This window comes from Candidatus Chryseopegocella kryptomonas (assembly GCF_001536065.1).
Taxonomy (GTDB): Bacteria; Bacteroidota; Ignavibacteria; order Kryptoniales; family Kryptoniaceae; genus Kryptonium; species Kryptonium kryptomonas.
The window spans coordinates 1-21,587 of the sequence record NZ_CZVW01000002.1 but is presented as its reverse complement, the minus strand read 5'-3'; the positions used below and the strand labels follow the sequence as shown (position 1 = coordinate 21,587).

The window sequence follows — 21,587 nt, the reverse complement described above, 5'->3', positions numbered from 1 at the left end:
GGAGATAAAAATGCGCCGGCTTTATTTAGTGAGTTTGTTTACTCTATCATTTGCTTTTTTAATTGCTTTAATTTCCGGATGCTCTCAACCCGCTGGTCAGGAAGAAATTAACTTAACACAGCAAGGGAAAGAATTAGCCCCAGTCATTAAGCCAACTGAAAACACCATTCAAGGCAAATATATTGTTGTCCTTAAAGACAACATCCTGCCAAAGGGCGATCTAAAAGGAGTCGCTGAAGCAGTTAATAAAATTGTTGGTGAAATTGCATCAACTTACGCTTTGAACCCCGAACATGTATATCGCTACACGATAAAAGGTTTTTCAGCCGAAATCCCCGAAGATAAGCTTTTCGCTTTGCGTTCCGACCCGAGGATAGCTTACATTGAAGAAGATGGAATCGTTTACGCATTCGCTCAAACTTTGCCATGGGGAGTTAATAGAATTGATGCGGATTTGAGCTCAACAAGAGCTGGTGATGGAACTGGAAGTGTGAGTGGTGTCAGGGTTTACATAATTGACACTGGAATTCAATTAAATCATCCTGATTTAAACGTTGTCGGTGGCGTTGATTTTACGGGCAAAGGAACAGCTGATGATGGAAATGGACACGGAACACATGTTGCTGGAATTGTCGGGGCAAAAGATGACAATAATTATGTTGTCGGGGTTGCCCCTGGCGTTGAACTTTTCGCAGTTAAAGTTCTGGATGATAATGGTTCTGGCTCGTTTTCAAATGTCATCGCCGGTGTTGATTTCGTAACACAGCAAAAAGTTAACAATCCAAATCTTCCAATTGTTGCAAATATGAGTCTTGGTGCAAGAACTGGAACAAGTTATAATTCGCTTGATTATGCGGTGGTTAATTCAATTAATGCTGGTGTGGTTTATACGATAGCAGCTGGAAATGATGGAGCGGATGCAAAAAATTACAGCCCCGCACATGTGAAAGAAGCAATAACCGTTGGCGCTTATGACGAAAACAACAAATTCGCGACTTTTTCAAATTGGGGCTCGCTTCTTGATTTAAATGCTCCAGGTGTAAGGATTTTGTCAACTTACATTGGAAGTTCAACTGCAACTTTGAGTGGAACTTCAATGGCAGCACCGCATGTCGCTGGGACAGCTGCGCTTTATCTTTCAAGAAATCCAAATGCAACACCACAACAGGTAAGAGATCGGCTCGTTGCTGATGCAAAAGCTTGGGTCAGTGTGAATAAACCAAGAACAACAAATCTATCTGTTTACGCAGGAAATTATTAATTTAATTTTACGGGGTTTGCCACAGCTGGTGGCAAATCCCTTTTTAATAAAAAATTTTCTCCGCAATGTTTAAACTTCCTTTCACAACCTTCATCGCCTGGAGATATCTTCGCTCAAAAAGAAAAATTGCTCTCGTTTCAATTATAAGCCTAATATCTCTCATTGGCGTAACGATTGGAGTTTCAGCTTTGATAATTGTTTTATCTGTTTTCAACGGGTTTAATGGGCTTGTAACAAAAATACTTGTTGAATTTGACCCGCACATAAGAATTGAGAAAAAATTAAATTTAAGTTCGGATGACTTTAAAAAAATTGAAAACGCAATTTCAGATATTTCGCAAATCAAAGGATATGCACCCTTTATCATCAGCAAAGCAATGTTAATTTCCGACAGAAACAATCGTGTTGTCTATGTGAAGGGAATTGATCCTGAAAAAGCAGGACTTGTTTCAGGTTTGCCTCAAAAAATAGTTTTGGGAAACTTTGATCTTAACAGCGATAATGGACTACCAAAGATAATTCTGGGGCTTACGATTGCAGACAGAGTTAATGCTCTTGTTGGTGATACCGTCACTTTGGTTAGCCCAAGTTTCGGTGGAATTTTTGGCTTGGTTCAGCCAAATGTTAAGAAATTTATCGTCTCTGGAATTTTTGAATCAAACAACAAAGATTACGATGGCTATTATGCTTTCGTCTCCGTGAAATCAGCACAGGAACTTTTTGATATGCGTGGGAAAATTAACGGAGTTGAAATACGGCTTAATGATATAAATCAATCTGAAAAAGTTAAAAAGATAATTCAAACACGGCTTGGTGAAAATTTTCAAGTGAAAACATGGTATGACCTTCACAAGGATTTATACTCGGTTATGCAAATTGAAAGATGGACTGCGTATGTGATTTTAAGTTTGATAATTTTCGTTGCTACATTTAACATCCTTGGCTCACTCACTATGTCTGTAATTGAAAAGACAAGAGATATTGGAATTTTAAAAGCAATGGGCGCAAAAAATTCAGACATAGTAAGAATTTTTATGTTTGAAGGGGTCATAATTGGAATTGTCGGCGCAAGCATCGGGAGTGCGATTGGCTATCTTGCTTGTTATATTCAAGAAAAATATCATATCTTCCCGCTTGATCCAACAGTTTATATCATTCCATCCCTACCCGTTGAAATGCACTTAACAGATTTTATTGTCGTTGGTATCTCCGCAATCATTCTTTGTTCCCTTGCATCATACTATCCCGCAAGAAGAGCAGCAAGCATCATTCCATCAGAAGCGATAAGATGGGAATAATTTGAGAAACATTATCTTTGCTCCGAATGTTAAAAATTTTGAATTCGTTTTTTAAATCAAAGACGGAGGTGCTATGCGTTCGGCTTTGCTTTTTCTCTTTACCCTTTTAATTCTTTTCTCTTCCGATTTAAAACCTCAGTCAGATACAACTTCAATAAGTTTGCTTCCAAACAAATTAAGCATACTTGAAAAAGCTCTCTGGGGTGAAAGGGGATTATTTAGAATTACGGGACTTGCACCGTTAACACCGCAAGCAAGGGAAAAGGAATTGAAATTGCGAAGAACTATGCTTTCAATTCATCAGCTTGGTGGATTTACAACGCTTGGCTTGATGCTCGTTTCTGCTTACTATGGCAAAAAAGTTTTTGATGGTGATTATTCTGCGGTAAATAAACATCGTTCGCTCGTAAGAGTCACAATTGCATCATATACTTTAACTGCTTTACTTGCGCTGACATCTCCTCCACCACTTGTGCGAAGGGAAAAAGGCGAAGGGAGTTTATCTCTTCACAAAACGCTTGCTTGGATACACGGCGCTGGTATGATTGCAACAGCAGTGCTTGGAAGACAAGTCAGAGAAAGTAAAACTATTGATGATTATAACAGATTAAAGAAGATCCATATGGGAGTTGCCATAACAACTTTCACAGCCCTTGCATCAGCGATGATAGTTATAACAATTCGTTAAAAACAAAACAGATGTCCAAAAATGAAAATTTTTAGATTTCTTCTTATCTTGATGACAATTTCTTTTCAATTTTTAATTGCTCAAAATCTCGTGATAGAATCCGAAAAAGGTGATTCTTACATTCAATATATAATTCGCCATCCGCTTCACACAGTTAAAGCAATAAATGACGAGCCGAAATTTTTGATAGAATTTGATGCAAAAGAAAGGAAAATTCTAAGAGCTGAAGGAATAGCGGAGGTTGTTAAATTTAACAGTGGTAATTCAAATAGGGATTCACATGTAATGGAGGTAGTTGAGGCGCTGAAATATCCAGTGATTAGTTTCAAGAGCAATGATATAAAATTAGATGGTGAAGATTTGACGGTTTTTGGATTGCTCACATTTCACGGGATAACGAAAGAGATAACAATGAAAGGCAAAGCAAAGTTTGAGATGAATTCACTTGTTGTTGATGGTGATTTTAAAATAAGCTTAACGGAGTTTAAAGTTAAACGCCCAACTCTTTTGTTCATACCGAGCGATGACAGTTTAAAAATCATCATCCATGCAAAATTTAATTTGCCGAAGTAATTTTAATTTTGTTCAAGTTTTTCTTTTTTATCAGCAAGTTTCAATGCTTCAATTATCGGGTCAAGTTCCCCGTCAAGAATTTCTTGAAGATTGTAAAGCGTGAGATTAATTCTATGATCTGTGACGCGATTTTGCGGGAAATTGTAAGTTCTAATTTTTTCGCTTCTATCACCAGTTTTGACTAAACTTCTTCTATGTGCTGTAATTTCAGCTTCTTTTTCCATAATCATTTTGTCATATAACCTTGACCTCAAAATTTTCATCGCCTTTTCACGATTTTTGAATTGCGAGCGTTCATCCTGACACTGTACGACAATCCCAGTTGGTATGTGCGTGATTCTAACTGCAGTTTCAACTTTGTTAACATTTTGACCACCGTGCCCCCCAGCGCGATAAAACTCAATTTTCAAATCATCCGGATTTATTTCAATTTCAACATCTTCAATCTCCGGCAAAACGACGACGCTTGCTGCTGATGTGTGGATCCTACCGCTTGACTCGGTTATCGGAACTCTTTGAACTCTATGGACACCGCTTTCGTATTTGAGCGTTCCATATACATTATTTCCCGTCACATAAAAAATTATCTCTTTAAATCCCCCAAGCCCTGTTTCGTTAAAATCCATCACTTCAATTTTCCATCCTTTTTTCTCCGCGTATCTTGAATACATACGGAAAAGATCAGCTGCAAAGAGCGCTGCTTCCTCGCCACCTGTCCCAGCTCTGATTTCAACGATTGCGTTCTTGGTGTCGTTTGGATCCTTGGGTATGAGTGCGTCTTTAAGTTGTTCTTCCAAATTTTTCAGTTTCTCTTGAAGTGAATTTATTTCCTCCTGTGCGAGCGCTTTAAGCTCGGGGTCGGAAGTCGTTCTGTAAAGTAATTTCGTCTCGTTTAAAATTTTTTCAGTTTCAAGATATTTATTGTAAAGTTCAACAATTTCCGACAATTCGTGATGCTCCTTTGAAAGAGTTTTATATTTTTCAAAGTCGGAAATAACATCGGGTTGGGACAGCAATTGTGTTAATTCATCGTATCTTTTTTTCAATTTTTCAAGTTTATCAATCACAGGATTTTGCGATAAGATTTGTTTTTGTGAAAATAAATATACATTATCAACGGGAAAATGTCAAGATAGAGTTGTGGCTGGATTTTAAGTTGTCGTTTGTTTATGGAGTGTTCAATTTTTAAAATTAAGTGGGCGGTAGAGGATTCGAACCTCTGACCTCCACCTTGTAAGGGTGGCGCTCTAAACCAGCTGAGCTAACCGCCCAAGTTCAAATTAAAAATAACAAAAATTTTCATCCGAAGCAAAATTCCCAAATTTTCACTTGTAAATTTAACCGCTCCTTTTTAACTTTTTAAAAAATTTACGAAACAAAGTTATGAAAAAGACAATTGCTTTAATCTTTGCTCTTTTCTCAACGCTTCTGGCTCAGGAATCATCAAAGCCCGATTTAAAGAAAGTCATTGACGCTGTCTCAAAAAAATATGCCCCAGATAAAAGAATAGAAATTTTTGAAGTTGAATTTTATGATAAAGATGGAAACTTGATCTTAAAAGGTGAAACAACACAAAAAGAAGCAAAAGATGAACTTCTTTCGCAATTAAAATCCACATTTAACATAATTGACAGCATAGTTGTGCTTCCATCGCCTGAACTCGGGGATAAAATTTACGGTGTTATCTCCGTTAGCGTCGCAAATATGAGAGCAAAACCAGCACATCAAGCAGAACTTGTGAATCAAATCTTGATGGGAAGCAATGTTAAGATCTTAAAAAAGCATGGCTATTGGTATTTAGTTCAAACCGAGCCACCGGAAAACTATATCGGCTGGATTGAGGAAGGAGGGCTTGCGATTTTTAATAAAGCCGAACTTGAAAAATGGAAAAATCTTAAAAAAGTTATCTTCATTGATTATTTCGGTTTCGTTTATTCGCAGAAAGATAAAAATTCCATTCCCGTTAGCGATCTATCAATGGGGAATGTCCTTGGTCTTGAAGAAAAAGAAAGTGACGGGAAATGGGTTAAGGTAATTCTCCCGGATAAAAGAACTGGCTATGTTGATAAAAATGCTGTTGTTGAACTTAACAGATGGCGCAATGCTGTAAATTTGAACGCAAGTAATATAATTAACACTGCTAAAAAATTTGTCGGCTTCCCGTATCTTTGGGGTGGGACAAGCGTGAGAGGATTTGATTGCTCAGGCTTTACAAAAATTGTCTTCAAAATGAATGGTTTTGAATTGCCACGAGATGCGGATCAACAATCAAAACTTGGAATTGAAATTAACCCCGGCGAAAATTTTGAAAATTTAAAACCCGGCGATTTGCTTTTCTTCGGTCAAAAAGCTGAAGATGGAAAGCCAGAAAAAATTACGCATGTTGGAATTTATATCGGAAACAAAGAATTTATCCACTGTTCTGGTAAAGTTAGCATTGATAGTTTTGACCCCAAAGCTCCAAACTTTAACGAATACAGATACAAAACTTTTATAAGGGCAAAGCGTTTGATTGAAAAATAATTTGGAAATGTTTTGCTGACGAACCCAACTGAAATTTTCGCATACCTTGTTTTTTTAATTTTTCTGATATATCAAGCAAGCCAAGTTAAGTTTCTATCAAAATTTTTCAAGTATCTTCCGCCCGTGATCTGGGTTTATTTCCTCCCGATGTTATCATCTGCGATCGGGATAATTCCGAGGGAATCCGAATTTTACAACTGGACAAAAATTTATCTTTTGCCGTCTGCTCTCATTTTGCTCCTTCTTTCCGCAAACATTCCCGTTATCATAAAACTTGGTTTAAAAGCCATCGTTATGTTTTTCACCGGCTCATTTGGGATAATCATTGGTGGTCCAATTGTTCTGTTAATTTTCAAGCACTGGCTTCCACCTGATGCGTGGAAAGGAATTGGCGCACTCTCGGGAAGCTGGATGGGCGGAAGCGCAACAATGCTTGCAATAGCTCAAAGTATTGGAACACCTGAATCACTCCTTGCTCCATTGATAGTTGTTGATACAGTGGTCGGATATGGATGGATGGGTGTCGTTATTTTTCTTTCTGCCTTTCAAGATAAAGTTGATGAATTCAATCGCGTTGATAAAACAATTTTGCTTGAACTTAACAAAAAATTGCAGGATTTGAAAGAGGCAAAGAAAAAATTTTTAACCTTTGTTGATTTAGCAACAATGATTTTCGTCGCTTTCGTCGGTGGAATTTTATCATTGAAAATTGGAAACTTTTTCCCACAAGCTGGGGAAATCATAACTCATTACACTTGGGGAATAATAATTGCGACGACGCTTGGAGTTATTTTATCATTTACAAAATTATCCGAACTTGAAAATTCGGGCTCAACACATATTGGAAATTTTATGCTTTATTTACTTCTCGCATCGGTCGGCGCAAGAGCAAATATATACGGAGTTTTTGAGACACCAATTTTTATGATTATGGGAGTTTTGTGGATATTGATTCACGCTATGTGTTTATTTATTGTCGGAAGGTTGATAAAAGCACCTATGTTCTTGATGGCAACAAGCAGTCAAGCCAACATCGGTGGTCCTGTTACAGCTCCAATTGTTGCATCTGTTTATCAAAGTGCACTTGCACCTGTTGGACTCTTAATGGCTGTCGCAGGCAATATATTTGGAATTTACGGCGGGCTCCTTTGCTCACAGATTTGTTATTTGGTGTCAAAATTTTAGTTTTTTCTGAAGTTCCACTTCTTCAAATACCGAAATGCCCCGGCATAAAGCCGGGGCTGAAATTTTTATTTCAATAGAACCATCTTATTAGTCTTTGTAAATTTTGCCGTCTTTAATGTGTAGAAATAAATACCGTTTGATAAATTCTCTGCGTTGAAATTAACTTTATACCTACCTGGATCAAGCTCCTTATCCACAATTGTTGCTATCTCCCTCCCAAGGATATCGTAAACAACTAACTTAACAAATGTTCTCTCAGGTATGTCAAACTCAATCGTTGTAGATGGATTAAATGGATTTGGATAATTCTGATAAAGATTAAAAGATACGGGCACAACCTGCGACTTTTCCAAAACAGAAGTCGTGAAATTCAACTCAAGAAGATACACATTTTCCTGTCCATTAAATGCATTATATCCACGCCCAACGATAAATTTACCATTTGGAGAAATTGCAGTTGCATTAACTAAAACAGAACCATCATTTAAGATGTCAGAAAACATTTGATTTAGATCAATAAATCCAGAATCAGCTGTCCAAAGGAAAGGTCTTGACCCACCGGATACAGCATAAGTCCCAACTATTCTTGATCCATCGCTTGACATTTTTGGTGCTTCTACAAACACAGTGCTAATGCCCCAATCCTTTCTGCCCAAATCAGTAAATCCACTTGAAACATTCCATCTGAAAAGATTAAATCCACCATCCGGGGCTCTAAAATAACCAATCACCGTCTTACCATCTGGTGAAACATCAGTTGCATAACTTTCTCTTGATTGAATTCCAAGATTCTGCATCCCAATTCCTTTTACCCAACGGAATGCTTTCGTATAGCCTGATGAATCTTGTGACCAACCAACGACAACAGAACCATCGGAAGAAACAGCCCAAGCTTCGCTTTCTCTACCCCCAAGCGTTCCAAGATCTTGAAATCCATCAACAACATTCCATCTATATGCATGTTTTGAACCCGATGGATATGCATAACCAACTATTGTTGAACCATCAGAAGAAATATCATTTGCGATTGATGTAATGTTAGGCAAAAGATTTTCAAGAGCACCTGTCGTATCTCTCCAAACAAATGTACGATCTACCACGGAAGAGCCTTCGTAAAAAGCAGCTCGTCCAACTATCAATTTTCCATCTGGCGTCATTGAATTCGCCCAATCATCAAGATATCGGTGACCCCTTAATGGAACAAGACCCGTTTGCTGTGTCCATCTGAAAGATTTGTTTGTTCCACTTGCTCCATCTCCTGTATAACCAGTAACAACCGAGCCATCTGAAGAGACAGCTGTTGGAGTAATCCTATATGAATATGGAAGTTTTCCAAGCCAAAGAAGACGACCATTGACGCTATTTTTATAATCCTTTCTCAATGTCAAGTCAAGCACACCCCAACCACCTTGATTATTTTTATCAACACCTTTGACTATCACAAAGCGACCATTTCTTGAAATTCTCCCAGCACTTTCAAGTCGTCCATCAACTTCATAAAAATCTGAAACTCGCTTCACTCGTTGAGTTGCCGTTGATATATCCCAGATAACAGCTTCCCAAACCCATCCAGGCGTCATAGCTGTTCCAGTAATAATTCCAGCGTTTGTATTAACATCATAAGCACGAGCTCTCATATATGGAAATCTTGCAAGTATTTCAGGTTGCCAATTGTTTGATGCCCTCCACATCACTGGTACTGGCTCATTGAAGTTTATATTTATGCTATCTACATAGCCAACAACGATAGTCCCATCACCTGAGATCGATACTGCCCGAGCGTATGGATAACCTGTTGGTCCATTAAGTGAAACCCACCAATCAAGAGAACCATCATTTTTAAGATGAACTACTTTTATATCTTGCCAACCCCAACTTCCAAGAAGCAAAAGAGTTTTTCCATCATCGGATACATCCCAAATTTCGTATACAGCACCACAGTTAGAGTCAATTGGACTTGGATTTGGAAGATCGCTTCTTGTAATTGGACTTGCTTTCAAATCCCATACAGTTGGCCAATGATGTCTGTAGCTATTTGGATCTCGTGGGCAACCATAGGTAAAAAGTGACCACCCAAAACCTAATGAGCCATCACTTGTGATAGCGAATGCTTGAGCAGATGGTGAACCAGGTAATAAACTAAATCCAGAATTGGCAAACCAGACATAAGCGTTACGCGTTTCATAACTATAATATCCACCAACAGCTACTTTCCCATCAGACGAAACACTTGTCATTGCACCAAGCCACCAACCAAAGTTTTGGTAAGTTACGCTATCAGGATAGATAAAAAAGATAGTTGGAGTTCCATAAGTACTCTCTACGCTACCCACTGCAACTTTACCATCGTCGGAAATATCGTTGAGCCAGCCAGATCTGGTGACCCACTTTACTTGAGAAAAAGAGTTAAACACTAAAAGGATGAACAAAAGCGGATAAACGAATGCTTTTTTCATTGTAGCACCTCCGTTTTTGTTAAACTGTAAGAAATTCAATTAAAATTTTAAAAATTTTTCAAGATTTTTTTGTGCTTTATATCACATCAAAAAATGATACCTCAATTAAAGAGATCTAAAACCAATGCCAAACATTTCCAAAGTTGATTAAAGCAAGTTTTTACATTTCATCATTTCCCTTTACCCAAACTCAAGCAAATTTGTCTCTGAAGTTTTCTATCCGGTTTGATTTGATAAGTTTAAAAAGCAAGAATCTTAATATGCCCCAAAGTTGGCAATTCTTTTACCATCTTCAATTTCTTTTTAGATACTTCTTCAACAATCTATCTCCTGTGCTCTCTCGCCCATTTTATAACTGCTGGATTAACTCCAACTTTGAATGACTTCTCAGACATAAATTTCTTCTACCCCGTGTTTGATTGTAAATACTTCTCAATAGCTTTTAATTTTTGTCGTGCTTCGTCTGTAATTTTTTCTAAATCTATGTCAGAAAGGAGATGTTTAATTGTTTCTTTCTTATCGTTTGGTATTTTTTCTTTTAAAATATGTAGTAATTCTATACCCATTTCTTGTTCTCTCGGATTGGAACTTGCAAGTAACTCTTTAATTTTTGGATAAAACCTTTCAAATCCATATTTATCAATTAAGCTTTCTAAGATTGAAAGAACTTTTTCCAGATAGTTTGAAGGTAAATCTAAGAGATAATCTATTACCTTATTTCCAATAAATTCACTTTGAGAAATTTCTAAAATATATTTTTCAATCTCCTCGTTGCCCTTTATAAATAAATCAAAATAATGTGATAATACTTGATTAATCTGTGCTTGATTTAAACCTTTATTCTCGTTTGTTTTAGTAAGCGTCAAATTAACAGTTTCAATAATAACTTTCTTATAGTCCCAGTTATTTTGATTAATAAGTTGATTAATTATAAACTGAATAAGTGTTTGCCAATCTTGGGTTTCGCTGATTATTTTTCTATAAACCTTATAAACTTGCGAAAAAACATCTAAATTAATTGGATTACTAAAAGCATTAAGCCAACTTGAAATATTTTGTCTATAATTAGAATGATCTGTTGATAAATAAAATTCCCCAAGCACATTTATATAAGCTTTATAAACTTTAATTTGATCTTCCCCAAAGTATCCATTATTGTAATTTGTAATCAGAAAGTTATAATTTTGAGATAGAAAGCTATAAAGATTAGATAATGTATTGTTATTTTTTAATTTATTCACAAAACCAACTAATGCTTCAAGCCAGAACCCAAAGATGATCCAGTTGTTATAATTTTGTAAAATCCCAGCATATTGAATGCATCTATTGATATATTGAATAATGTTATCATCATCCAGTACTTCGTGTTTATTTAAAGCTTTAATTATTTTTATTTTTTCCTTGGTTAGATTTTGATTAAAATCCTGAGATAGTGTGGGGATTATCTGTTTAACAAAGTTATTATCAAGAAGATACTTTATGCTTTCACTTTCTATAATATCCTTAAAGTCATTATATAAAGTAAAATCTTTTAATAAAATTTCAGAAAACTTATCTTTAATTTTGGAAAGTATGGTTTCGTCCTTTTTAAAAACATTTATGAATTCTTTCAATAAAATTATCAAATTTTTATCTGTCAAATTTTTGGTGTTATTCATCGCTTCTATAACATAGTTTATGGGTTCATCTATTCCTTTAGTCTTTAGCCATCTTAAAGATAGAGCTAACTCTTTAATTGGGTAGTTAGAAGGATTTTTCCAGAGATGTTTGATATTCAAAAAAGAAATGATTTTGTCTCGCAGAGCAAAATTTTCATCTCCCTTATCAACTATAATTTTAAGCAGTAATGACAGAAGATTAAATCCAGAAGTATCGTAAAGTTTTCTTTTTATTACATCTTCATCTATTTTGGTTTCAATAAAATATATTAGTTTATCAAATGTAACTTGCCCTTTATCTATATACTCTTTAATAGACTTCCAATCTTGACTTAGAACTAGTTCTTCAATTTTATCAGGAACATCTTTAAAAATATCTTTAACAATAAAAAATGGTTCTAATCTTGCCTCATCTAATACGATGTTGGCGGTTCTCATCAAAAATCTATATTCTTCCTCTGTGAGTTTTATATTTCCATTATCCCATAATTCACCATTTTTGTTAAATCTACCTGCTTTTAAATCATCAGTTATAGTTTGAAGTAAAGATTTATTGTCTTTCATCTTTTCGTAAAGTTCAGGGTATTCTTCTCTTATAATAAGTAATTTAACGAGCATTTCTATATTGTTGGTAATTGAACCAGAAGGTATAAATCCCCCTTTTTCCTGCTCTATTGCTAAATTATATTCAACTTGTAAATTGTTTAAAAACTGAATTATTCTTCTCGGGTTTCTTGAAAATTCTTGACAGATTAAAGAAATAACTGTTTCTTTTTTGGGAAAATCAATTTCATATTTTTCACATAATTTAAGACCAAAATCATATAGTTCGCTTGAAGAAAAGCTTCTGATAGTAGTTGATACATTGAAAAGCTTTCGCAAGAACTCATCTGCATCTCTATTTGACATTTGTAAATAAGATTTAAACCCTTTATCGTCAACCGGGATAATGAAAATAACATTTTTATGCCCAAGAAAGGTTTTTACAGTTAAAAGAATTTCAAAAGCTTGTTCTTTATGGCATCTATCAATATTATCTATGGCGATAACTAATTTTTCTCCATTCTTTATAATTTCATTAATAGTATTCCTAAACCTATTTTCAAACTGCTCTGGAGCAAACAGTTTAGATGTAGTGATAGCTATTTTATGATAAATCAGAGCACTCCTAAAAAAGGAAAACAAAACGCTTAATAATGTTGAAAAGGATAAAGCACCTAAAATGTTATTTAAAACACTGGCAAGTTTTAAAAAGTAGGAAGTTAAAAAGGTTAAGAGAAGCGAGAATATAAATATAATAACAGTCCATATGTCAAGCCTTGGTTTAAATCGTATCTCTTCAGATTTATCTCTATAAAATAATTCTTCCTCTTCTTTTGTAGTTAATCCAAAATTTTTTCTTAAATCTAAAATAAATGTTCTTCTAAAATCATCTTTTGAGTATTTCCAAGCATCGTATACAAAAAACTTAATGTTTTTGGTTTCTTTCTTGTAAATCTCTTCAAGTGTTTTTATGATGGATGATTTCCCTGACCCCCACGAACCAAAGAGAGCAATTGTTAATGGTGTTGGTGTTTCTGGATTTTCTATTATTTGCTTGATAGTTTCCACATAAACGGAAGTGCCAAGAATATCATTTTCCGATAGGTTTATTTCACTGTCTGGAATAGGCTTTATTTTAAATTTTTTATCTATCATATTTCTCCTTCTATAATTTTAATCTCTTCCTCTGTTAAATTATAAAGTTTATATACAAGATGGTCAATTTGTCTTTCAAGTGCTTTCACTTTTGCCTGCTTCTGTTGGTTTGTTTCGTAATCAGAAGATTGGGTGAGGGAGAGGATTTGGGAAACAAGAGATTCTATTTTTTTGACTATGTGCTGGTTTTGAGGGGTGATGGGGTGGATGGGGATTTTTTCAATAGCATCTTTTGCACCATATGCGTATTTTCCTATTGTTGATAATCTTGAAAAAGTCATTAGAAGGTAATCACCCAATTTGCTATTCAAAATAGCTAATATAAGCTTTAACTCCATTGTGTTTCCTCTATTGTGAGTTATCATAAATAGAGCATTATTCAGATAAATACCTTTGCTTACATATGCAAAAGGATATCTACCACTTACATGTTGCCACACAATCTTTTCCTTTTCAAACTCGGGGTAGTAATCACAATCTCGCAATTCCCACCAATAATCTCCTTGGTCATCACGATTTAAAAGTCCTTTTCTTCTGTCTTCAATTTCTTTATTGGCAAATGAAATTAGATGTTGATAAATACTGGGAAACATCTTTTTGAAAAATTCTTCTGGCTTTACTTTTCCACGATTTTTATTTGTCCAACCAGATTCAATTTTAATCAACCACAACCCTGCCCAATTATATCTCCACTTTTCAATATCTCTACCTCTCAAAACTGGCTTAATAATTTCTTCTGTCCTTTTTCTTTCTTCTTCTGTCCTGCAGTTTGCCAAAATTCTGTTTCTTGTCTCTGTATCAATGATAAATGCCTCATTGTAGCCAGTTAAAACTCCACGGTAAATTTTCACATTCCAATATTTCAAAGGTTTGCCTATTTTTTTCAATCTTTTCTTTAAGTGCCAGGACCTCGTCTTCTGCCAGAGTCCATGCGTTATCGGAGAGTTTTTGCTGTAAGATGATTTGTTTATTATTCTGAATATAGCTTATTACATCATCCACATCGCTTTTGACATTTACAAAATATAAAGCATGGTTTCTCTCCGGTTCTTCTTTCTGAAAAATAATTATATTTGTATCAACGGTTTGCTCAAAGACCTTATAGCCAGAAAAATCAATAAGTTCTTTTATTTTTGTTTTTTCTTTTAAAAGTTTTCTTAGTTTCTCTCCATACTTTGCTCTCATCCATTTATTGCTTGAGATAAAGCAAAGTATCCCTCTATTTCGCAAAATATTATAAGATTTTTTGTAAAAATAAGTATAATAGTCGGATGTTGAATTGTAGAAGTCAGGGAAAAATTTTTGGAGCTGTGGTTTTAGATGTTTTATTCTTTCCTGTCTCACATACGGCGGGTTTGCAATTAAAATGTCAAAGCCATTTCTAGGTTCGCGAAATATCTCTGAAAAATGTATTCTGAAATCAAAACTTATATCTATTATCTCAGGGTTAAACTGTTGCATAAATTTTATTTGTTGAACAAATAATTCCTCAATCTCCCTTTTAATTTTTTGTTTATCTGCTGGAACAGTGGTAGAAAAGAGAATTTTTTTCTTTTCCTCTATTTGACGGCTAATTGCATCATTTGGGAAAATATTTTCGGGTAACCCTAAAAGCGAATCTCCACAAACAACCTTATAATCAAGGTTTGGAAGTGGTTTTATGTTATAAAAGTCTTCTTCATCTACAATCAACGAAAGCCAGAACCTTAATTTGCAAATTTCAACAGCTCCAGGATCAATATCTACTCCATAGAGAGAGTTTTCTATGCAATGGCGTTTTAGGTCATAAGTGTTAATTGATTTGTTAAGATAAACCGAGAGCAATTGTCTTAATTTCACAATCTCATGCATCATACCTATTGGAAAAGCACCAGAGCCAACTGCGGGGTCACAAGTTTTTAGATCACCAAGGAGTTTATCAATCAGTTTTGCATTTTGAATAATGCTTTCTGGCATTTTATGTTCGTATTTTGTCTCCTTCTGCTCTCCTCTTTCAATTTTTTCTCTCTTTTCATTAGCCATTCTCTCGTGCTCTAAAATCAAATCTGAATATCTTACAAACTCCTCAATGTCTTTTCTTTGAACTTTTCCAGAAAGTTCCGTTTCAAGATAATTTATCAAGCTCTCCTGACACATGTAATGAACAATTTCTCTTGGTGTATAATAAACCCCATACTCTTTGTTAAATTTCATCTCTTCTCCTTTTTTGCCTGATTTTAAAACTTTAAGATATTCATCAAAGTTATCTGGTCTTATAGCATTTAGCTTTTCGTAGATTTTTCCAAGAAGCTCTGGGTCAAGAGCTACTTCTTTTTCAAGCGGTTCTTCTTCACTTACGGTAAAGTTATATCTATCAAATACATCAAGAATTCCATCTCCAATATCACCTTCTTTTGTTCTGTTTTTATTTGAGAAAAGTTCGTTTGGTAAAAGTATATCCACATTTACCCAATCAAAATTGTTTAGTGGGTCAAAAAGACCACCGTTTAGAAATGGAATTTTGCAATTAAATCTGCTGTAATAATGGTCATCTGCACTTCTATCAGTTCTTAATGCTTCATAAAATAAAGGTTCAAGGATATCGTTGTAAAAGTTTTTGTAATTTCCAAATTCTTTGTTGAATAATCTTCTTATAAAATCTTTTGGTCCTGTTCCCCATGGTTTCCCTTTTTCAACACCAAACCAGCCTTTCTTTTGAAGAAAGTATAAGAAAACAATTTGACCGAGAAGTTTCTTAGCAAAGTCAACTGTATTGATGTTTTTATTCTGAAACTCCTGCTTAACCCTTTGGTTATTTTCTACAATTTCATCAAGTTCAAGCTTCGTTCTTATAAACAAGTCTCTGTATTTTTTAAAGAATTCTTCTGTTACGACTTCAACATCAAAAGCTTTTTCTAAATCTTCAAGGGTTGGTCTCCAATCATCATTCTCAAGTATAGGCAAGAATCTGCTTTGGGCTGTATGGCTTTTTTCATTTTTACCAACTAAAAATGACCATCTTTTTGCCGGTGTAAATTCTTCTTCTGCTTTAATTCTACCTGATGGGGTTTTTCCAAAACGATATTCCAATTTAACAAGAGAGAAACGCCAATCTTCGGAATCATCTGAATAGAATGCAACCAATGCTGCGTCTTTTACAGTATTTGTTCCTAACTTTCCTTTTAGATAGTTGGCAATGAAATTTCTCTGAGCGGAGCGAGCACGATATAACGAAATTCCCTTTTTCAACTTAACTATCAAAATATCTATTTTTTTGTCATCAACCTCATACCTACCAATTCTTTCCCATGAAACTATAAAATCAATATATTTTTCTGTCACCCCCTGAATTCCATTTCTTGGAGAGAGCGCCTTTCCCCTATCATAGCTTTTCAGTAAATTTGAAATAAACTTTACAAATTTTTCTTTATTGAACGGATTTTCAAATGTTTCAATTATTAATCTTTTCGCTTGTCCCCTATTCATTTTTCCCTCCAAATTTTTTTATTTTAAATATAAAGATAATATCACTTCTCTTTTTTGTTCATACTCCGAGTAAAATTCTGCAAGATGTCCTCTAAGAAACAACGGATCTATTGATTTTTTCAAAACAGCTATGACTTCGTATGGGTTTTCATTTATTCTTTTGGGTTCTTTTAATTTTTGGATTTCTCTCATAATTCTCTGAGCCGTTTTTTTAGGTATAGCACCTTTTTCAAGTTGTGATATGACGCTTTTAAGGTAATCTTCCTGATCTTCGGTGAGATTTTCTAATTTCAGCAGAGCTTTCAAAATTTTAATAAGTTCTTTTTCAGTGCTTCTTCCCTTTTTTCCCTGTAATTCACCAAGTTCATCAATAGTTGAATTGTAAAATTGAGTTTTGTTTTTATCAAGCAGTTCATAGTATTCATCAAGCGGAAGGTTTTCTCTTTCTTCATCGGGTTGGCTTTCAAGTATTTTTGCAGCTGTTAGAAAATCAAGTTCAACGGTTCTTTCTTTATCTGATAGAAAGAATTTCATAAGTTTTCCTTTCCTGAAAAATGTAAGGAGCGAAGCGGGGTTTATGTCATAGTTTTTATATTCATCTTTGAAAAGCTTTGACGAACGAGCTTTTTTAGGAAGTCGTTCTATCTTTTCAAAAAGTTTCGGATTATTATCTCTTATATCTTCAATAATTTTGAGATATTTCAATTCGCTCTCTTCTTCTTCATCTTGAAGAATGGTTTTCTTTGAAAGAAGTTTATCAAATAGTTCGTGAGATGCTACGGGTTCTCCTTCTGTTAAAATTGCAGAATCAGCACCAAGCAAAGTTAAGAACGCAGTTATTTTTGAACGAGCTATTTTTGTAAGTTCAATTTCCGAATCAGCCTGCTTTGTCGGAAAGAAATTAAAAGTGTAAATTCTATCATGAGGAGTATCTATACGGTTTATTCTACCAACTCTTTGCATAAGTCTTGTTGGGTTCCAAGGTATATCGTAGTTAATCACAACATTAGACCTGTGGAGATTTACACCTTCTGATAGAACCTCGGTTGAGACGAGAATTCTATAATCATCTTTTTTATTTCTTGCTCTTGCATCAAAGTTTTCAATAACTTCATCTTTTACGCTTTCGGGGGATGAGCCGTGAAAGAGCAGAGAAATTCTGCCGAATTTTTTGTTTATATTTTCAGTTAGATATTCAGCGGTTTCTTTTGACTCTGTGAAGATGACAATTTTTTTATCTTTGAGTATTGGATTTTTTTCAAGTTCATAAAGGAGTTTTTCAAGTTTTGGGTCTCTATTGATTGAATCCCACATTTCTTTTATTCGTTTTAGAGTTTCAAAATCGTTTTCTAAATCTTTTATGAAATCTTCTCTAAAATCTGATGCGTTATATTTTTCAGCTTTTCCTTCGTCAATTAATCTCTGAATTTCCGCATCGTCACCTCTTTCAAGAAGCTCAAAGATTTTATTTATATAATCTTTACTGATATAGACACTTTGATTTTCTTTGTAGGCTCTAATGAATAGTTCGTAGGAACGAATAAACCTTTCAATGCTATTTTTGAAAGCGTAGAAACTACTTTCAAGTCGTTTTACAAGAAGAACCTTCATAAAACCACCCATATTGCGTTGAGATTGCTCAATAAGGGGTGTGATTGGTTTTTCTAAGTAAAGCAAGGGCATATATCGGGCATAAGTGAGTTTTCGTGTTAAGAGCTTAACAGTTTCCATAAAAATTTCATCCTCTTGCTCATTCAGTTCATAGTAAAATGGCTTTGGGTCTTCAACTTCTGGAAATTTTATATTATTTTTCCTCAAATCATCTGCAAAATACTTTTCAATCTCTTTTCTTGTTCTTCTTACCATCAGATATTTTAAAACCCTTTCTCTGATCAATCTTGCAACTCTTTTGGTTGTCTCAAGAAAAACGTTGTAATCTTCATGCCTGTTAGTTTCAATTTGATTTTGAAGTTTTGTGAAGAAACCTTCAAGATCGGGAAGTCCGGGAATTGTGCTTTTTCTCGGATTTTGAAAGAGTTTTAGAAGCGAGATTATATCTTTTGGGGAGTTGTTGTATGGTGTTGCTGAAACGAGAATAACCCTTTTGCCTCTGCATATTTGAGCCAGTTTTTCATAACTTATAGTAAGTTCATTTCTGAACCTATGGGCTTCATCAATAACGATGTTTTTAACGGGATAATCTGTATTTTCATATTTTTCAATATATCTCTGTGCATCTTCTAGTTTGCCTATGGAAATAAATTCGGCATTTATGCGAAACTCATCAAATACATTGGGCCAAGAACCCGGATTATTTTTGTTGAGAAGTGAAGGCGGAGCAATAACGATAGTTCTCCCATCATCAAGTTGATTTACGAGCATAGCTGCAATGTAAGTTTTTCCTAATCCAACAACATCAGAAAGGAAAACACCACCGTATTCTTCAAGGGTTTTCTTCGCATTCAGAACTGCCTGTTCTTGATATTCAAGCCGTTTAAAATTTGAAGGTAAATACTTTAAATAAACTTTATCGTGTCTTGATAGCTCATCTTTAAAATACTCATACAAGAATTTCAGGTAAAGTTCGTAGGGAGTAATACTTGAATTGATATATGTCTTTTCATTTATTGTTTCAACATATTTTTTTGATATATCAACAGATTTTTCCCAAAGTTCCTCAAATTTTTGTTTTGCAAACTCATAATCAGCCCTATTTTTCAGTTCAACATTAAATTCAAGATTATCAACAAGTCCTGAATATGTAAAATTACTTGAGCCTGTTATCACTCTTCCGACATCTCTATCACCTTCCTTAAATGTCATAATATATACTTTTGCGTGAAGGTGTTTATTAGGATAAGCTCTTATTTCTATCTTTCCATGTTTTATCCATTCAATAAATTTCAGAACTCCTTCTTCTGATTCTTTTTTATCTTCTGAGAATTCAAACTCTTCTTGTATAATTTTGCTTATTTGCTCTTTTGTTTCGGGATGGGAAAAGAGATTATTTTCTCTTGTGGATTCAATTAAATCAAATGTTTCTTTATCTGTTCCAATTCCGACCAAAATTCTCATTTTCTGTGTATTTTCAAGAGCTTTATAAATTTGGTAGAACCCCGTGACTTTGAAGTAAGCGACTATGCAGTCAAATGTTTGACAATCTTTTATTAGTTCAATGAACCTGTCTTTGAGGGTTTTTCCATTTTCGTTTGTAATAAATGTTAAATCAAAACTATCCCGCTTTGACATAGACCTGCCTTTTTTGTTATCCGATAATGGATAAACATTAAGATGAAGGGCTACAAGCAATAAAAAATCTTTAAAACAAGCATATGCAAAATCAATTTATATTTTTGCTCTACCTTATCTCCCAAATAAACTCCGAAAATTTTTGTTTGTAAGTTAAAAATTTTGGATAGTAAAGTCAAGAGGAATTTTGCTTTTTACGCGCCCCATTGATTCCAATCCCTATTAAACATAAAGAGCAGGATTGATTGTATAAACAAGCCCTTTCTTGGAGAATTTACTTTTTAAAATAATTTGTTAAGTAGTCAACTATACTTAAAAGAGTTGAAACGATTAAATCAATTGTCTGCTCAAAAATTGATATGACATCATCAAAAGTTATACCCATTACATCAAGAATCCATTTGACAAGTGGGATTACAACGCTTAAACTAACTATCAAAAGTCCAATTACAAGTGCATTGAAAGCAAGGAATGAAAGCGCTGAAATGACAAGTTTTGAAATTGAAAGTCCAAGCCAAATGGCAAGTGCAACCGCAAAAACTTTCAACCCAATCAAAAGCCAGTCCCTTGCAGAAAGAGTTGAATTAGTTGATGGAAGATTTTTAAGTTTGAGAGGAAATTCAAGTTCATATCCATTCTTTGTTATCGTCTTCCCTTTTGAATCAACGAATTTAATTGACGGATAAATTCCATCCATTCCCCAAAGAATGTTTGCAATCTCGCCCGTTCTTTCGTTTATGATTTTAAGATGCGGATAAGATGCAAGATTATCTTTTACGAAAGATATTCGCAAGATTCCGTAACCAGAGGGTGATTCGTATCCGATTTTAAGCTCTTTCCCAGGATTTTCTGCAATTGATTTTAAAATTTGGTATTTCCCTCTGATAGTTGTGGCGATGTTTTGAGTGTTCCCTTCAATCAAGATGTCAACTTTAGGTTTAGGCTGATATTTTGTTGCTCTGTCAAAGATTGAAGAGATAACAGGGTTTGAGCATGAGTTAAGGAGTGGAGAAAGGGAGATTAAGCCAGTTATTTTAAGAAAATTTCGGCGGTTTAGTTTTTTGTGTTCATGGTTGTAGATGAATTTTGTTCTCCCGTTTAACCAAAAGAAAAAACAAGTGGCGAGTTGAATTTGTTCCTAATTTACATTTTTTGACTTGTCCCCCTGTATCTTTTCTCTTTGAATTAGCCATTAATGCGAGAATTTTAGAAGCGTGAAAATTAAACTTAATTTTGGAATCTTTACTTCAATCGCTACTTTGGTCCCTCACAGGTTCAATTCACACATAAGCACTATAAGGAAAATAAATTTGAAATTATAAAGTTTCAATCCCTCACAGGTTCAATTCACACAATTGATGAAGATTATAATGGATACACCATAACTGTGTTTCAATCCCTCACAGGTTCAATTCACACAGTGAAAAATGTTAAAATAAAACTATAGGTAAAGCCAGTTTCAATCCCTTGTATATTATAGGTGTTATGATTTACTTTAAGATTAATACAAGAGGCGCAGGCGAGATTGTTAAT

At 34.5% G+C, this 21,587-nt stretch carries 11 protein-coding genes, 1 tRNA gene and 1 pseudogene; 6 read left to right on the top strand and 7 right to left on the bottom strand.

Annotated elements, in window-relative coordinates:
- Window positions 1–10 precede the first annotated feature (10 nt).
- The 4 genes from AWW83_RS00780 (at window position 11) to AWW83_RS00765 (ending at window position 3,820) form a co-directional block, all read left to right on the top strand.
- Window positions 11–1,261 carry a S8 family peptidase gene (locus AWW83_RS00780; RefSeq protein ID WP_092346963.1) on the top strand — a complete coding sequence of 417 codons (1,251 nt, stop codon included), beginning with the start codon at window positions 11–13 and terminating at the stop codon, window positions 1,259–1,261.
- A gap of 65 nt (window positions 1,262–1,326) precedes the next feature.
- Window positions 1,327–2,559 carry an ABC transporter permease gene (locus AWW83_RS00775; RefSeq protein ID WP_092346960.1) on the top strand — a complete coding sequence of 411 codons (1,233 nt, stop codon included), beginning with the start codon at window positions 1,327–1,329 and terminating at the stop codon, window positions 2,557–2,559.
- A gap of 73 nt (window positions 2,560–2,632) precedes the next feature.
- On the top strand, window positions 2,633–3,247 hold the full coding sequence (locus AWW83_RS00770) for a hypothetical protein (RefSeq protein WP_092346957.1): 615 nt from the start codon (window positions 2,633–2,635) through the stop codon (window positions 3,245–3,247).
- 21 nt (window positions 3,248–3,268) lie between these two features.
- Window positions 3,269–3,820 carry a YceI family protein gene (locus tag AWW83_RS00765; RefSeq protein WP_092346954.1) on the top strand — a complete coding sequence of 184 codons (552 nt, stop codon included), beginning with the start codon at window positions 3,269–3,271 and terminating at the stop codon, window positions 3,818–3,820.
- Between the two features lie 2 nt (window positions 3,821–3,822).
- Here AWW83_RS00765 and prfA read toward each other — a convergent pair whose 3' ends face one another.
- Both prfA and AWW83_RS00755 read right to left on the bottom strand, forming a co-directional pair.
- Window positions 3,823–4,887, bottom strand: coding sequence for a peptide chain release factor 1 (prfA, locus tag AWW83_RS00760; RefSeq protein ID WP_092346950.1), 1,065 nt, complete (start codon window positions 4,885–4,887; stop codon window positions 3,823–3,825).
- A gap of 129 nt (window positions 4,888–5,016) precedes the next feature.
- Window positions 5,017–5,091 (bottom strand) — tRNA-Val (locus AWW83_RS00755).
- A gap of 112 nt (window positions 5,092–5,203) precedes the next feature.
- Here AWW83_RS00755 and AWW83_RS00750 point away from each other — a divergent pair.
- Together AWW83_RS00750 and AWW83_RS00745 are read left to right on the top strand one after the other, a co-directional pair.
- A complete protein-coding gene (locus AWW83_RS00750; RefSeq protein WP_092346947.1) occupies window positions 5,204–6,343 on the top strand; it encodes a C40 family peptidase in 1,140 nt (379 codons plus the stop codon).
- 12 nt (window positions 6,344–6,355) lie between these two features.
- Entirely contained in the window at window positions 6,356–7,528 is a 1,173-nt protein-coding gene (locus tag AWW83_RS00745; RefSeq protein WP_092346944.1) for a DUF819 family protein, read from the top strand.
- A 65-nt stretch (window positions 7,529–7,593) separates the two neighbouring features.
- Here the strand turns inward: AWW83_RS00745 and AWW83_RS00740 are convergent, their stop codons facing one another.
- The 5 genes and pseudogenes from AWW83_RS00740 to AWW83_RS00720 form a co-directional block, all read right to left on the bottom strand.
- The gene (locus tag AWW83_RS00740) at window positions 7,594–9,984 is read right to left on the bottom strand and encodes a T9SS type A sorting domain-containing protein (RefSeq protein ID WP_092346941.1); all 2,391 of its coding nucleotides are present in this window, start codon (window positions 9,982–9,984) and stop codon (window positions 7,594–7,596) included.
- 404 nt (window positions 9,985–10,388) lie between these two features.
- Window positions 10,389–13,340 carry a KAP family P-loop NTPase fold protein gene (locus AWW83_RS00735; protein ID WP_092346938.1) on the bottom strand — a complete coding sequence of 984 codons (2,952 nt, stop codon included), beginning with the start codon at window positions 13,338–13,340 and terminating at the stop codon, window positions 10,389–10,391.
- Window positions 13,337–16,805 (bottom strand): annotated as a pseudogene (locus AWW83_RS00730) (Eco57I restriction-modification methylase domain-containing protein). The gene AWW83_RS00735 and the pseudogene AWW83_RS00730 overlap by 4 nt, the downstream one beginning before the upstream one ends.
- A gap of 18 nt (window positions 16,806–16,823) precedes the next feature.
- On the bottom strand, window positions 16,824–20,054 hold the full coding sequence (locus AWW83_RS00725; protein WP_092346935.1) for a helicase-related protein: 3,231 nt from the start codon (window positions 20,052–20,054) through the stop codon (window positions 16,824–16,826).
- Window positions 20,055–20,328: 274 nt separating this feature from the next.
- Window positions 20,329–20,976, bottom strand: a complete 648-nt coding sequence (locus tag AWW83_RS00720; protein ID WP_092346932.1) for a hypothetical protein — start codon at window positions 20,974–20,976, stop codon at window positions 20,329–20,331.
- Window positions 20,977–21,587 lie beyond the last annotated feature (611 nt).